We start from the raw sequence: 16,845 nt of genomic DNA on the forward strand, positions 1-16,845 counted from the left end.
TGAAGACATTTCACCAGATAAATAGAAAGCTCCGTAACAACTAATTTGTGAGAGATGTCTCCTTATTGCTATCGGTCAAAGATGTAAAACAGACTGTTTTCCACACCAAAACAGACTGTTTTGCCATAGAAAACAGTCTATTTTGGATTCATACCTCAACGGCTTTTTCTGTCAACGACTTAGAGAGAATGCGCTAAAATATTAGAATGGATAGCCAATAGCGAGATGAAAACTGTTGCCGTCCCTAAACGAAGGGATGTTATAAATGCCTTTGCGCTCTGTATGGTAAGGCACATGGATACCTATACCCCAATCCAAACGAATGACAAACAACTTCATGTCGTAACGTATGCCACAACCTGTTCCTACCGCCATGTCTGTAAGTAGGCTTTTCCATCGTAGTTTCCCACCGGGTCGTTGGTCCGACTTTTGCAACGTCCAGACATTGCCTGCATCTAAAAAAATGGCTCCATAAATATCACCAAATAAGTGAGGACGGAACTCAAGGTTGGTTTGGAACTTCACATCTCCAGTTTGTTCGACATACGACATGCGCTTATTTTGGGGTCTGTATTTCCCCGGTCCTATGCTTCTTACATTGAAAGCACGAACACTGTTGGCACCTCCCACATAAAATTGTTCATAATATGGCGCTTCCGTAGCATTGCCATAACTATAAACAATGCCTGCATTGATATGCCCTACCAATGAATGATTCTCACCGATACGCCACAATTTCACAAAGTCTGTTTCTACTTTGACAAATTGAGCATAAGGGTTTTTGAACATCTTTTTATTCTTTTGGTTCCATTTTTCACCGGCAACCATGTACCCAAGAGAGAGAATATTGGCGGCTTCGCTAACAGTGGTCTTCCATGCAATCGGACTACGATAGCCACGAGGACTGGTATATTGATAAGAATAGCTCATCTTCGGCACAAACTGATCGCGCATAGAAATCTGTAAATATGGATTCTTGTCCAAGAGAACCCTAAACGAGTCTGTCTGACTGGTCATGTATTCGTAAGACAACGTCAGTGGGCTAAACTCATGATAAGACTGAGGTGAGGTGTTAAATTGATAGGTTAAATCGCCAGAGATGACATGCCGCTTGAAAAAATCTGCACGATTCAAAATGTTATTCGACATTCTTAAAATCGTCACTGGAACCCCATAAAAACGACGTTTTCTTATCTTTCTACCTTCATCTTTTCGCAGACTATCTCGGAAAGAACGCCTTTGAGCTGTCCAAAAGAGATTCTTCGGTGTCAACATTCGTGGGAAGATAACAGAAATATCTCCACCATATTCGTACGAATTCATTTTAGACGAGGAGCCTTCTGCATGATGTCCTGTTTGCCACTCATACGACCCATGCAAATTGATATCTAACTTTTCTGCACCTCGGAAGGCATTCAGTTTAGTGAAACCCAACACCAGTTCAGGGCCAAAGCGATTGGATGTTTTTCCTTTGGCATTGGCATTGACATAAAAACTATAACGCTTGTCGAAAACACAATCGATATCTACATCGAGTGTGTCACACAGAGGCGAATGATTTCGGGGCGTAAATTTGAAACTACTGTAATTAAATAGTCCTGTTGCGTGCATGTAATCATTCGACATCTCTTGGTTAGAAAGCCGATAAAGCTGCCCCGGACGCAACTTCAAAGCAGAATATATCACTCCGGGACGTAGCGGAGCTTTACTTCCATGATAGTGCAAAGTAAAGATACGTTGTTGGAGCGAATCGGTCAGCTCTTCGGTAAACTCATTTCGTAAATTCACATTCACCTTACCAATATACCACTGACGCTTCACCATTGCATCCAAACTGTCAGCTTGCTGATAACGCAGTTGTACCTTGCAAGGTGCTTGTAAGGTATCTGCCAAATAAGAAGCATCGGTTGGTTTGGCATAATAATAACCATTGTTGCGCAACAAACGACTGATACGTTGACGCTCTGCTTCGAGTGCTGGCACACTAAAGGGACTCCCTTTCTTGATGAGCGCATCTTCATGTGTTGCCCGAATTAAGCTATCTGCATGGGGTGTAAAGTTCAGATAGCGAATGGAGTCCAATTGCCATAATGGTCCCATGTGGACACGATATGCCACTTTGGCTTTCTTGGGATGGTTCTGTGGCACAATCTCATAGTCTACTTTCCCATGGAAGTAACCCAATTTCTTTAATTGGAGTTCACCTACCGACTTCCGAAGAGCTGGATTTACTTGGCTCAAGAGTTTGGGTCTTGACCCAAAAGCACGTGTTAACCATCGACTAACGGCACTGGTGTCTGGAGACAGTGCATTCCATATCCATAGTCTGACAGGGAATGGAGTTCGGTAATAACTACTTCCAAGAAAAGCACCTGTAGGAGCTGTTGCCAGTACCGACTCCATTTCAGACTTGGTGTATTCTGCATGTTCGCTCTTCTCAGCATCATCAAATTCTATCTTCTTCAGTCCTGTAAAGAGTTGTTCACCATCAGGAATAGCACTGGTGGTAGAACATGCCGTAACTATCAATGATAGAAGTGCGCACAAGAGAATAAAATTATTGCATTTTCTGTATTTCATTTGGGATAGAATCTTTCTTTTGAGGTTGTATAGGGTCAAAGACTTTTTTATCACTCTTGAACCTAAAAATATCTTTGAAATGTGCCAATTTACGACGCCATGTAAAACCTACGCCATATTCCCCGATGAGCCCTTCCAACCAATCGTAGGTGTTGTTGTTATAAAACAGGCGGAGATACTGACTTGCATTCTGGTTCAAACGGTATTCAAGTTCCACGTTGTCAAAGAAATACTCATCTCTATCCGCCATTATCTCTTCTCCTGACGATACCTTTCCACCTACAATCACACGCAATCTGTTGTTCCACAAGCGTTTTGAAAAGCGGAAATTATAATCTGTATGTATACCACCCGTGGCAGTGGTGCTATTGTCAATGCTCATTCCCAAGTCAAGTCCCATGGAACGCATGGCTGACCCAGCAATGTCATTGATTTGCGATTCGAGATAAGAACTCAAAGCATTGTTCATCGAGAACGAAGCCATATTGCCATCAGTGAGATACATCCCTGACACCAACATGGTGATGGCGACCTTACCTCTGCCCTCCACAGTCATGGTGTTCAGTTCGTCTTGTATGGTAACATCATTTGGAGCATTGATGATAAATTCGATGCCAGGATTGTCTAAGTTTTGAGACAACTTCACTCCACAATCAAAGTCCACCACTCTACCCGCTCCAGTTCCCTCGTTCACTGTTGCCTTGATATCCTCAGTAGCAGTGATATGAAGCTTTGGATTCATGGGATCGCCCGAAAATTCTATATAACTACCGTTTTGAATGTCGAACGTTTTGAGGGGTATGACAGGCAGAGAGTATTTCATTTCTCCTGTATTCAGCGTGTAACGACCTGTTAGTTGAAAATTATCTACAGGATTATAATTCATTCGAAGTTCACCGCCACCTTGCAAATCTATATAATTGGTATGGTCAGCATTGAGCATACAAACAATGTGTGCCGCCTCATCAATCGTTGTAGCTAAGGACATATCAAACCCTCTCAGTTTAGGACGTTGAACCACTTCTACGACAGAATCTTTGAAATTGGTGAATTTCACCAGCTCTTCTAACTGGTTGTCGGTTGACAATTCACTGTCTCTAAGCACATAAGTCATATCCGTTGTCCCTAAAACATTCAGCACACCTCGCATGCGAAGGTTATCAACAGGGCCTCGCATCGTACCTAAGAAGTCGACGAAGGCTTTGCCATAGGCTTGTGAACGTGGGTTTTCTCTGGCATCAATGATTTCAAAGTTTTGGGCTCTCATGCGAATATTGAGCATCATCTTATCCAAATTAGAGAAGTCGAACGTTCCATAAATATTCAGAGGACTATTGTTATTGGCAAACAACTCAAAGTTTTCGAACTTTAACTGGCTATGAGCTATCTTCACTGGGTCATTGGCAAAGCGCATCTCTATGCCATAAGGCTCACTGAAAATATAAGAAGAATCCAAGAATACCTCACCATCAATATCAGGTTTCGAAGCCGTACCCGTGAGCATGATATCGCCATCTGCATAGCCTCGCAACCCTATAATCCTGTCAGGAATAAAGCCATTTACCAACTGAAGTGGCAATCGTTCCAAGGTGAGTTTGGCGTCCAAACGATCCCTTTTTCCATAAGTACCAGACACCTTCGCTACTTCTTGTCCCTCACTATAAAGCACACCATCGATGAAATGAGAGCCGTCAGACTTAGGCATATATACAAATTCAGAACTCAGATTGCCCATTGGACTCTTCTCATAGTACATATCTTGCACTCCGACAGATGAAGAAATAGACAATTGATCTTTGGTTTGAATGACGTGGAAATCACCATTTAGCGTTCCGGCAATATTGGGTACATAAGGAATTGCACTCAAGATATTTTGCAAAGTAACTTTATGTACAGAGAACGTAACATCTTGCAACACATCTGCATGGTCGTCGTTAGACAATATCTGTACGCCAGTACCGTCTTTCGAGCGTAGGCTCATTTGCGCAGAGATACGCTTATTCTTGCCAATAAATAGATAATTATCTTGATTGACGTCAAAATCTTTATAACCTAAAACTTGCTTGGTGCTATCCAAATGGGTGCGTATTCCATTCGGCTCTAACTCAGCCGACAGACCTAATGCGATACCCAAACGCCCTTGTTCATCAAATAATTTTGTACGAAGACTTGTTCCTTTTTCACTCAAGTTGCCTTGTGCTATGGCTTTGAAAACATATTGGGGATTGAAAGCATTGTTTTCGATTCGGGCAGCGTATGTAGTACCTTCCTCATTGGAATTCAACGTTAGATTTACTGTATCCAACTGGATGCTATCAATCAATAGCTTTTCAATAAGTAACCGTCCATCTAAGCCCTCATGAGGCGATGAAAAGAAGTCTACCGAGGCTTGATTTAATTCGATACCATACTTTCGCATGAAGTTGACCAATACATTTTTGTTACCTGTATGAAGGTGAAAATTAGCATTGGGTAAATGGGCTCGCAATTTTGGTTCATCAATCAAGTTCTCCTTTAGCTGTCGCTGCACTTCCTTCATAAAGCCATTACTGTGGCTAAGTAATCGTTGATACCCATATCCACTCTGTAACATCAATTGAAAATCTCCTGTTTGGAAGTTCACATCTGTCGTATCTCGTCGCGTCAAGACATTCAGATTGATGGGTTCAGCATGGTAACGACGCCCGTTATCAAGGATAGTGAGGTCAGCAATATGGCCAGCAAGACGATAGTTGTTGTTGAAATCAGTGGAGATGTTTAACTTGCTTTTCAGACCTACAACAAGAGAGTCGTCCATCAGTCGATGTAAGTCAAGATGCCGTAAGTCTGTTTGCAGATTGGCTTGTACATGTCTCGAACTTGTCAACGCATCAAACTTAACGTCGCCTCTCATGAAAGAATTGTTGCTATGTATCAATCCTTTCGCATGCCCATTCTTTACAGTGACATCGGCAGTTGTCGCATCCAACTGATACTTATCATACGAAAATTTATCAATTTGAGCTTTGGCAATCAGTTTCGTCTTAGGAGACAAGAAATCAAAGCCATGTCCTTTCAAGTCAATTTTCCCCGAGAAAGGATGTAAACCTTGATTGGGCAGGAAATGTTGTAACGGCAATCGACTTGCATTAAGCTTCGCTTGATAACTCTGTTTCGATGCATCCAACTGTACGTTGGCATTCAAGACGCCCCCTCCCTGTTGCGCCTTAAAGGTAGAAGTGTATTGTTGACCATTTACTGCTACGTGTCCTTTGAAGTCAATATTTTGCGGAATGGTGACACGCTTACGAGTTGCTGGACTCATAAAGGCTTTTACAAAATCAAGCTTTCCAGTGCTCACGTTCAACATGGCATCAGCTTTCAAGTGGTCAATGTCGTTGAGATTGGCAACATAACCTGTCGCCTTTGCTTTGAAAGCTGTAGGCAAATTCACCCGTAAATCATGGAAATTCATGCGTTGAAGGTTGCCCTGAACCTTCCCATCTATCACCAAAGGAGAGCGAGGCCATTGCTTTCGAACATCCACAGGAATACTTCCCATGAATCTTATCAAATCGTTTTTGCCCAAAGACGCATGAAGTGTCAAATTCAGCTTACCTGGATTTTGACTTGCAAAGCTATTCAAATCCATGTCAGCATCTGCCAATAAATTGGATGATGATGTTTTCATCTTGACCTGATGCATATACAGCTTTGTAGAATCTAATGCCAATGCACCAGACAACTTCTGTAAATCAAAGCCACTTTTCTCCTTAAAAGCCATTTGGCGGACATTCAATTTGAGCTTTGACGCATAATATTGAAGCGCATCTATACCTACCTCAATATTACTTAGAGCAAGATGATTATAATCTATTCCTTTCGTTCTGCCCTTCCATTTATTATCATAATTCAGCTCACCATCTGTCCAATCGAACCTTCCTACTTGATAATTTCCTTCTCCAAGGTCAAAGAAACCTTTTGAAACCTTTGCTTTTCCAAGGTATGTTCGCACTTGAAGAGTATCTCCTGGGAAATGAACAGTAACATCCGTGTGACGGACTTGTAAATCATCTACATTTATTTTCCAAATTGATTTGGACTGACTGGTATCTTCGGGAACAGTATCTGGCAAGGTAACCACTAACTTTGCATCTTCCAAAGCTAATTTATCAACATTGACAACCGAACCACTGATGTCTATTCCATGACTGACCAATGCCAACTGTCCGATAGTGCCACGAACATGAGCTGCAGCAATAAAATCGGATGAATTGAGGTGTAAGCCTTCAAACTTCAGCTCATCAATCTCCACTTTCTTTTTGAACAAAGGCAACAACTGTACGTCTGCGACCATTCGTTGCGCAAACCCAATCGTGTCTTTCATCTGTGGTAGGGAGTCATTGGGCCTGATAATAAGCACGTTCTCCATGCTTAAATCAAGTGGAAATGCCAACCTCACCTTGTCTATCGACACCTCTAAGCCCAACTTCTTAGAAGCATAACGGGTCGTTTGTTGTACCAACCATTGCTGTACAGGTGGCATATAGAGCAGGATTGCAACGAGGGTAAGTAGCAATGCTGGAATACCTATGATGCTTACAATCCAAATAAGTGCTTTTTTCATAAATACATTGTCAATTGAGTCGTATCATTCAACGGGCACACGATATTATTGCAAAGTAAACATTTTTTAATGTAAAATCCGAATTTTCTACCCTCTTTTTATCCTAAAGTTTTGATTTTTGCAGCAAAGATGAATGTGCAAACAACTTTTTCTTGTAAAAAATCGTCTCTCATTGACAATCATTAAACCTTAAAAAGGCTCTCGAAAAACTATCCGAGAACCTTTTTACCTAACGAATTCTTACTTAAATATTCAACAATCTGTTAAGTGCAAAAGTAGCTAAAAAAGTCATTTGCTCCAATCCTTATTTATGATGAATTATCAAGTTTGCCCCTATGCGTTATATGCACCACAGTGAGGACATCTGCCTTTGCTTGGAATAGGTTGCCCACAATGACCACAAACATATTGAGGGCGGGCATGATGGAGATATTGGCGAACTGCAAAAACAACGTATAGCAGGAGCAATGGATAACCAATATAATACAAAGTCGTCAGTCCAAAGACAATATAATTGACCGCACACACTGCCAAAAGCCCACTCAAATACATCACAGCATCGGTAAAAGGGAGTCGATGACGAACATCGTCCACAGCTGCCAATCCCACGATAAGCATTCCCCAAACCATACATAGAAACACCATTAACAATCCGGGTACTGAAAATGGATTGAGTGTGGGATGATAATAAAAGTGACGCCACATGTCAGGAGCGAAATTTTGAATGCTGGCATACAAGGTAGAAGCAATAGCTACCATGATACAAAGCAAGGTTGGATAGAACGAGGGGATGTCCTTAAAATGCACAATCCATGCTTTTTCTTGGAACAGGCGACGCATCCAGTAGGCTATGGCTATCAAGGAAATAACAATCAAGAAAATGAGTAGGTGAGTATCCGAGAAGGTAGAGATGAACTGTGAAATAGGATCGTCAGGGACGACACTCGGTAAGAGTTGCGTTTCATGTATCCATCCAAAGGTATGTTGGTCGCTCGCAAGCTGCACCCATACTGAATCTACGCTGTCTGTGGGAAGCATACGAATGTCTGCCACCACCACATGACTATGGCGTTTTAACACCAATGTATCCACGAGCAAGCCTGACAACACCTCTTCGGGCTGTTGTTCAAACAAGACAAGTGAATCACTCTTCACTATAAAATTATAGTTGTTGGTATAATGATGCGATGAGTAGAAGTGTAAAGAGTCTACTTGATCCTGACTCAAAGGTATCAATGCTTCCGATTTTTGTGCAGGCCGATGATAACACGAACTCAACATGACTACCCCAAGTAGTCCTATGAGTCCTATTTTTCCCAAGTAAAAACTTGGATGAAAGATGGCAAAAAATCCGTTCCTCTTATTCATCTGCATAAACGTTCATTTGACATTCGTCACACTTAAACTCCAATCTAAACATCTTTCCGTCTGCCAATCTAAGTCTGAGTGGCTCTTTCCATGTGGGTTTCTTACCACCCTTGCGTACACAATAGCCCAAACTATAACGTAAACAGTGGCGGCACTGCATTATCAACACAGCCTGCTGCGCTGTAGATTGCGACTTACTTTGTGGGTTCACCTCGTATGCGTCTTCTATCATCGTGAGTCCTTGACGCTTGTAAAAGGATTTGGCAACAGAGTTAGAGATGTTGTAAATATAAGGAAACTTTTGATATTCGGGCTGCCAAATCAATCGTGCCTTCTTGCGCACAATAGTCTTTGGCGCTGCAGAAGAAACCGACTGCTCTATTTCAAGTTGTGCGATAACCTGCCTGCGCAAGGTTGCCAAGACACTCGAGGGAATAAAATAACGCACTACCTCTTCATCCAATTCGATATGCGCTGCCACATAAGGGGTGTTTCCCAACTTCCCCAGCTGGCGTAAAATGTTATCACGCTGAGGCTTTTGAGCGAGCTGTGTCTCTATTTCCACCACTTCTTTTGCCGATCGGAGCCCTTTCCCACTCGCTTTTAACATCAAACCGTGGTCAGACATCGACAGAGATAACGAAATGGGTATCTTACGTTCAGCCGTTTTTCCTGATAGAATTTTATTAAAAGCCTCATCATTATTGCGATACAACGACATGCCTGATTTCAATTGGGTTGGCATTTTCAAGGGATAAAGACGGTTGCCTTTCGCTCGATTCACACGAAATCCCTCCAATTCTCCCCTGTCATTGATGAAACACAAACCGTCACCATTAGCGAAACTCGCTGTACCTGCTACATTGAAAGAGCCATGCGACAACTCTTTTACCTTGCCAACATACTCGCCCAAAGCCTTAGGCGTTAGAGGAGAGTAAATGTCTGGTTGCCGCTGATGCAAGAAATAATTGGTATATCCACGGTTAAAAGTCTTCTTTAAATTAGGTGTAAACGAGTACGACACCTCCCCTATTGAGGCTCTACGGTAGTCGCCCGAGCGTCGTTCTATCATCTTGTTGAGTTGTTGAGAATATGCAGCAACCACATTTTTTACATAGTCAATATCCTTCAACCTACCTTCTATCTTAAATGAACACACGCCTGCGTCCGCCAAGTCCTCCAACTCATCTATCTGACTCAAATCTTTGAGTGACAAAAGATGCCGCTGATGCACAATTTCCTGACCGTTCGCATCTATTAAATCGAACTTCATTCTACAAAATTGTGCACACGTTCCTCGGTTCGCACTTCTGTGAAAACAGTGCTGCGAAGCGTAACAAAGCCCCGAATAGCTCACACACAAAGCCCCATGCACAAAAGCTTCGAGTTGCATTTCAGGCACTTGTTGGTGTATCTCCCTTATTTCTTGCAATGAGAGTTCACGTGCCAACACCGCTCGTTCAAAACCTATGCTCTGCAACCAAGCCACTTTCTCCGCTGTGCGGTTGTCTGTTTGCGTGCTGGCGTGTAGTGCTGGCACATACGACCCATCGCTTGGCACCAACTGCAATATTGCCATATCCTGCACCAATAGCGCATCTACCTTGGCGTTGCACAATGCTCGCAAGAGAATTTTAGTGTCGTCCAACTCCGTTTCATAGATAATTGTATTCACCGTCACATACACCTTTGCGCCAAACTGGTGGGCATACAAACACAATTCACGGATGTCATCAATATCATTGCCCACCGATGCACGTGCTCCGAACTTCATTGCGCCGATATACACGGCATCGGCACCATGGTCAATGGCAGCCTTTCCGCATTCCAAGTTTTTGGCAGGAGCCAAGAGTTCTAACGTTCGCATGATGTTGCTTTTTATTGATACGTATGCTGAAAATTATCTCAAATACTCGTTAATCCAATTCATAAATAACAAATGTGCATGTGCTCGCCACGTAACAACAGGACTCTTTGCAGGGTCATCGTCCAAGTAATAATGTTTGGGCAGTTCCACATCGTTGCGTTTTCCTAAGTCTCGCAGGTATTCTTGGTCGAGTGTACGAGGAGCATACTCCAAATGTCCCGTGATAAAGAACTCCTTTCCACCCTTCGTCATACACATACTCACCCCACTCTCTTCCGACTCTACCAACAACGTCAGTTCAGGATGCTGGAGGATATCCTCCTTCCTAATCTCGGTATGGCGACTGTGCGGCATACAGAACACATCATCAAACCCGCGGAAAATGGGTACTTCGGGATGTAGCACCCGTTGAGGAAAGATGCCAAACATTTTCTTAGGAAGCGCATATTTGTTGATACCTTCATGAAAATACAAGCCCGCTTGCGCCGCCCAACATATATATAAGGTGGATTTGAGCGAAGCCCTCGCCCATGAAAATATCTGAGTCAGCTCGTCCCAATAATCCACTTCTTCAAAATTCAAATGCTCTACAGGTGCGCCAGTCACGATGAGTCCATCGAACGACTGCGATGACAATTCGTCAAAATAATGATAGTAAGCATCCATGTGAGCCGCTGGCACATGCGTTGGCGTATGCGACCGAAGCCTCATCCACGCCACTTCAATATCCAAAGGTGATGCCGACAGCAACCGTAGAATATCGGTTTCGGTCTGCAACTTGGTAGGCATCAGGTTCAATACGGCTATCTTGATAGGAGCAGTATGTAGGCGCTGCTCCCTGAAATCTGCGACATCTACCGAGATGTTTTCAGATTTCAAGCGTTCGATAGCTGGAAAATGGGATGGAAGATATAACGACATGCACGCAATGATAACAGAGTATGAACGATTGACAACCATATAAAGCGGTTGCGATGCAAAGGTACAAAAAAGGGGAAAGAAAGACTCATTTACGACCGTTCTTTTTCTTAAAACAGCTAAATATCGCACACCATCTCTAGCACTCTACCATTGAAGAGTTATATTTTTACAACGAAGAGCACCCGTAATACAGCATTTATAATATTATGGATACGTTGTATAGGAGGATAATAAATGCTGAATTTTCTTTACAAAGTGCCTCTCAAAACTCGCATGAAATCATCCAACAGCAAAGTTGGTCGCAAATATGCGAATTATGCGAAAGTTTCATAACCTCTTGTTACTGAACTTATTACTCTTAAACCTGCGCTTTTTCCTCCTATTTTCATCCTTTTTTGGCGATTAAAGCATTGAGATAAGCCTGCAATTTGCATGCTTTAAGGTTGCTGAAGCATGTGAATAACACCTCTAATGTATGTTTCCAAGATCATTAAATCAACGTTTCAACTTAAAAAGGCATTTATTTTGCTCAAATCAGCCCATTTTTGTCGTTCGTTTGCCTATTGATTTTTTCTATTTTGAAGATTTTAGATGGTCGTTTTTTGGTAAAATAACAAGACAAAAACAATAATTTTCTTTACCAAAATATGGCAAGGGATAAAAGACAAGTTCTTTTGCATAAAGCCCCTTATAGTATGTAAATAAAAGTGATATCTACATGCTATAAGAGGCTTACCTTGATGTTTGAATTTCAATATCAGGAATAAGTAGAAAAGACAAGTGTGACACATCATCTTATCATACTTGCTCTCTGATATTGACAACTGTTACATACGCTCTTTCAACAAGGCAGGAATTTCGCAGGTTTCGCGAGCCACTGGCACGCCTGCGGCTTCAAAGGCAGCAATCTTCTCGGCTGCCGTTCCCGAACCACTGGAAATAATGGCACCTGCATGTCCCATTTGTTTGCCCTTCGGAGCCTCGCGTCCAGAGATGAAAGCCACCACGGGTTTGGTCACATGCTGCTTGATATAGTCGGCTGCACGCTCTTCTGCGTCGCCACCAATCTCACCAATAAGGGCGATACTGTCTGTCTCTGGGTCGTTTTGGAACATCTCCAACAAGTCTTGGAAATACAAACCCACGATAGGATCACCACCTACACCTACTGCGGTAGACTGTCCAAAGCCGGCAGCAGTGAGGTCGGCAACCACCTGATAGGTTAATGTTCCACTTCGACTAATCACACCCGTGTGCCCCTTCTTAAAGATATTGGTTGGCATAATGCCCACCATACTTTCTTCAGGAGAAATCAATCCCGGGCAGTTAGGACCTATCAACTTGGCTCCTTTGTCGGAGATGTAACGATAAGCCTCTACGACATCGAGCGTTGGTACGCCCTCTGTAATACAAATAATCAACTGAATGCCGGCATCGGCAGCCTCGAGCATGGCATCTTTGGCAAAGGCTGCTGGCACAAAAATCACCGAAGTGTTGGCACCCGTAGCTTTGACTGCATCTTTTACCGTATTAAAAACAGGAATCCCTGCAACCTCTTGTCCAGCCTTGCCAGGCGAAGTTCCACCTACCACATTGGTTCCATACTCCTTCATTTTCGTGGCATGGAAACTGCCATCGCGTCCTGTAATTCCTTGGACAATTAACTTTGTATCGTGATTAATTAATATACTCATCGCTTTATAGATTTAACATGGTTAGATATCTTATTTGTTCATGCACTGTTGAGCCAACTCTACGGCTTTTTTACCAGCCTCGCTCATGGTCTTAGCCACATGGAACTTGGTTCCTTTCAATAGCTCGCGACCCTCCGCTTCATTGGTACCAGTGAGTCGAATAACGATTGGCATGTCGGTATCGAGCATCTTAAACGCTTCGATTAATCCCTTTGCTACGTCGTCGCAACGCGTAATACCACCAAAGATATTGATGAGAACCACCCGTACATGACTGTCACTGAGCAAGAGTTTCATCGCCTCGACAATCTTCGTAGGATTAGAACTACCGCCAATATCCAAGAAGTTGGCAGGATTACCGCCATACAGCTTAATCATATCCATGGTTGCCATTGCCAGTCCGGCACCGTTGACCATGCATCCAATCTCACCACCAAGGTTGACATAACTAAATCCTTTGTCTTTAGCATCTTGCTCCTTGCGCTCTTCTGCCGTAGGCTCAAAGAGTTCGAAAACATCAGGATGACGATACAAAGCATTGTTGTCGAAAGTCATCTTGGCATCAATCGCTTTCACCTCTCCACTCTTGGTCACTACTAATGGATTGATTTCTGCCAACGAAGCATCTTTCTCTTTGAAGAGACGGTACAGATTTTGGAAAACTGGAACGGCCTGCTTCACCAACGCTTTGTCATCGAAAAGACAGAAAGCAGCTTCTCTTGCCAAGTAATCGGGCATGCCAATGAGCGGGTCAATGGGTATCTTATGGATTTTTTCGGGTGTATTTTTAGCAACCGACTCGATGTCCATACCACCTTCACGACTTAACATCAGAATGGCAGACTTTACTTTTCGGTCGATGACAATACTTACATAATACTCTGACGCAATATCAATAGCCTCGCCTACCAAGATACGATCGACGGTAAAGCCTTTGATATCCATGCCTAAAATTTGAGAAGCATATTCTCTAAGTTGTTCTTCTCCGTTAGCAACCTTCACGCCGCCAGCCTTTCCACGACCACCTGTATGCACTTGTGCCTTTACAACTGCACGCTCTGATCCTAAGGATTGGTAAGCTGATACGGCCTCATCGACCGTCCGACACAATACACTCTTGTCTACTGGCAAATGGTACTGTGCAAACAAGGCTTTCGCCTGATATTCATGAACCTTCATGGCAATTTGTTTTGTTAGTAAATAGTTTTGTTAACTTTGCAAATATAAATATATTTTCTAAGGGACACAAAAAAAATCAAAATAATCAAACATTTTTATATTTCAATAGCAATTGGGTTAAGATTGTTTATCGTCAGTCAGCCCAAGAATAGTTTTTTGAAACAAGATTAAACCTTTCGAAGAGAAATACATCTAAAGAACATAACGCATCAATTATTTTTTTTGAAGTTACACTGATGAAGCGAACGCTATTTTTATTATTGATATTATTCATTACTTCCATTGCTGCAATAGGTCAAGAACGAAAGGTTACAGGAACTCTCAAGGATAAAGACACGGGAAATCCGATGACACAAACGACTATTCAATTATTAAAATTGGATAGTACTTTTGTCCTCGGAACACTGTCAAACGAACAAGGGAAATTTATATTAACCGTACCCAAAAACGGTAAATATATCCTGAAGATATCGAGCGTCGGTCACAAAGTCCTCTTTAAGAATTTCCATCTGTCGCAAGACAAGAACCTTGATTTAGGAATCATCAACATGCAAACAGATGCAGTCTTGTTAAAAGGAGCCACAATCACAGGGCAAGCCATGAAAGTTGTGGTGAAAGAGGACACATTTATCTATAATGCTTCTGCTTACCGGACACCCGACGGAGCGGTTGCGGAAGAATTAGTAAAGCGCATTCCTGGTGCACAAGTGGATGATGATGGGAAGATTACCATCAACGGAAAAGAGGTAAAAAAGATTTTAGTCGACGGAAAAGAATTCATGACGGGCGATACAAAAACGGCAATGAAGAATCTTCCTACCAGCGTCATAGAACAAATAAGGACTTTCGACGAGAAGAGTGATTTGTCTAAAGTGACAGGAATTGATGACGGTAACGAACAAACTGTACTCGATTTTGGATTGAAAAAAGGAGCTAACAAAGGTTGGATAAGTAATGTAGATTTGGCATTAGGCACGAAAACTCGCTATGCGGAACGACTCATGGCTGCTTATTTCAAAGACAATCTGCGCATCATGGGATTTGGTAATGCAAACAATTCAAACGATATGGGCTTTGGTGGTCGTGGTGGAGGATTTGGAAGAAACAGAAATGGACTTAATGCGAGGAAAATGTCAGGCTTCAATATTAATTATGAAGAAAAAGACAAATTGAAGTTAAATGGAAGCATTCGTTGGAATCATTCAGACGATGACGTTGCCACCCGCTCATCAATAGAGAACTTTGTTAGTAAAACAGGAGCTTTCTCCAATAACATCAACCAGAGCTATAACCGCAGAAATAGTTGGAATGCAAATATGAGATTAGAATGGATGCCTGACACCATGACTAACATCATGTTTAGACCAAGGCTGAGTTACACGGAGAACGATGGTAGAAGTTGGAGAAATTCGGCATCGTTTCAAGACGATCCGTACTTGTATGTAACCGACCCGCTTGCGCTGGAATCATTGGACGCGTTGGCTGAGAAAAACTTAGTCGTCAACAAGCGTCGCCTTCAAGCTGTGAATTATGGAAAGAACAAACAGTTAGGAGGCGCCTTGCAAATCAATCGGAAGTTTGGTCAGAAAGGCAGAAATGCAACCCTTCGCGCCGATGCCTATTACACAGAAAATGACAATACGAACTTGTCGACGAACAATGTACACCTTTATAAAATAAAAGATGCACTGGGAAACGATTCCACTTATCAAACCAATCGGTACAATCTCACACCTACCAAGAATTGGAATTACAGTTTACAAGCGACTTACAGTGAACCTCTGTGGAAGGCAACGTTCTTACAATTGAGTTATAAATTCAACTATAGCTATTACAAAAGCGACCGATCGACGTATGACTTCAGTAACTTAGGCGAGTCGTTCTTTCAAGACATCACACCCACGTATCGCAACTGGGACAGCTACTTAAGTAGACTTGAAAAGCCATACGAGAGCTACGAGAATAGAGAGCTAAGCAGATTTTCTGAATATCAAAACTACACCCATGATTTAGAGTTGATGTTCAGAATGATTCGGGAAAAATATCACTTCAATATAGGTATGATGTTGCAGCCCCAAAAATCACATTTCATACAACATTATCAAAGCATCAACGCCGATACCACACGTACTGTCAACAATTTAACGCCAACCTTGGGATTTAGATACCAATTCTCCAAGGTGAGTAACTTAAAGGTAGATTATCGAGGTTATACGTCACAACCAGCATTGACTGATATGTTGGACATCACGGATGATAGTGATCCGTTGAACATTACGAAAGGAAATCCAGGACTGAAACCGTCTTTCACCAATAACCTTCGAGCAACCTACAACAATTATATCAAAAAGTATCAACAAAGTGTCATGACCTTTTTGCACTATCAAACCACGAGCAATAGCATCAGTAGCAAAGTAACGTATGACGAAACCACAGGTGGACGAACTGTAAGACCTGAGAATATCAATGGAAATTGGAACATCAATGGTGGACTGATGTACAATCGTTCCATAGACACCACAGGTATCTGGAATGTCAACACATGGACACAAGTAAGTTACTATGTTTGCAAAGGCTAACACACGGAGACAAGTCGGATGCCGCTCTTCGGAGGCTTCGCGCCTCCGGCC

7 protein-coding genes and 1 pseudogene are annotated in these 16,845 nt (G+C 42.4%); 1 reads left to right on the plus strand and 7 read right to left on the minus strand.

What is annotated here, in order from left to right:
• Positions 1-201: 201 nt before the first annotated feature.
• From DEM91_RS05125 to sucC, 7 genes are all read right to left on the minus strand, one after another.
• Positions 202-2,580 (minus strand): BamA/TamA family outer membrane protein, encoded by a 2,379-nt coding sequence (locus DEM91_RS05125; RefSeq protein WP_249858195.1) that lies wholly within the window; start codon positions 2,578-2,580, stop codon positions 202-204.
• Complete coding sequence (locus tag DEM91_RS05130) at positions 2,558-7,186, minus strand: translocation/assembly module TamB domain-containing protein (protein ID WP_249858196.1); 4,629 nt, start codon at positions 7,184-7,186, stop codon at positions 2,558-2,560. Before DEM91_RS05130 ends, DEM91_RS05125 begins: the two co-directional genes overlap by 23 nt.
• A 333-nt stretch (positions 7,187-7,519) precedes the next feature.
• Positions 7,520-8,467: a zinc ribbon domain-containing protein gene (locus DEM91_RS05135; protein ID WP_249858201.1), complete on the minus strand. Its 948-nt coding sequence runs from the start codon at positions 8,465-8,467 to the stop codon at positions 7,520-7,522.
• 79 nt (positions 8,468-8,546) lie between these two features.
• Positions 8,547-10,421, minus strand: a complete 1,875-nt coding sequence (locus DEM91_RS05140) for a peptidase U32 family protein (protein WP_249858197.1) — start codon at positions 10,419-10,421, stop codon at positions 8,547-8,549.
• A gap of 33 nt (positions 10,422-10,454) precedes the next feature.
• The gene (gene metA / locus DEM91_RS05145; protein WP_249858198.1) at positions 10,455-11,342 is read right to left on the minus strand and encodes a homoserine O-succinyltransferase; all 888 of its coding nucleotides are present in this window, start codon (positions 11,340-11,342) and stop codon (positions 10,455-10,457) included.
• Between the two features lie 827 nt (positions 11,343-12,169).
• Positions 12,170-13,036, minus strand: coding sequence for a succinate--CoA ligase subunit alpha (gene sucD / locus DEM91_RS05150; protein WP_004350736.1), 867 nt, complete (start codon positions 13,034-13,036; stop codon positions 12,170-12,172).
• Positions 13,037-13,066: 30 nt separating this feature from the next.
• Positions 13,067-14,215: an ADP-forming succinate--CoA ligase subunit beta gene (gene sucC, locus DEM91_RS05155; RefSeq protein ID WP_249858199.1), complete on the minus strand. Its 1,149-nt coding sequence runs from the start codon at positions 14,213-14,215 to the stop codon at positions 13,067-13,069.
• Positions 14,216-14,451: 236 nt separating this feature from the next.
• Between sucC and DEM91_RS05160 the strand changes: the two are divergent.
• Positions 14,452-16,776 (plus strand): annotated as a pseudogene (locus tag DEM91_RS05160) (TonB-dependent receptor); the annotation flags it as partial.
• Positions 16,777-16,845: the final 69 nt, after the last annotated feature.

The organism is Prevotella sp. TCVGH, assembly GCF_023522295.1.
In the GTDB taxonomy this organism is placed as follows: Bacteria; Bacteroidota; Bacteroidia; order Bacteroidales; family Bacteroidaceae; genus Prevotella; species Prevotella timonensis.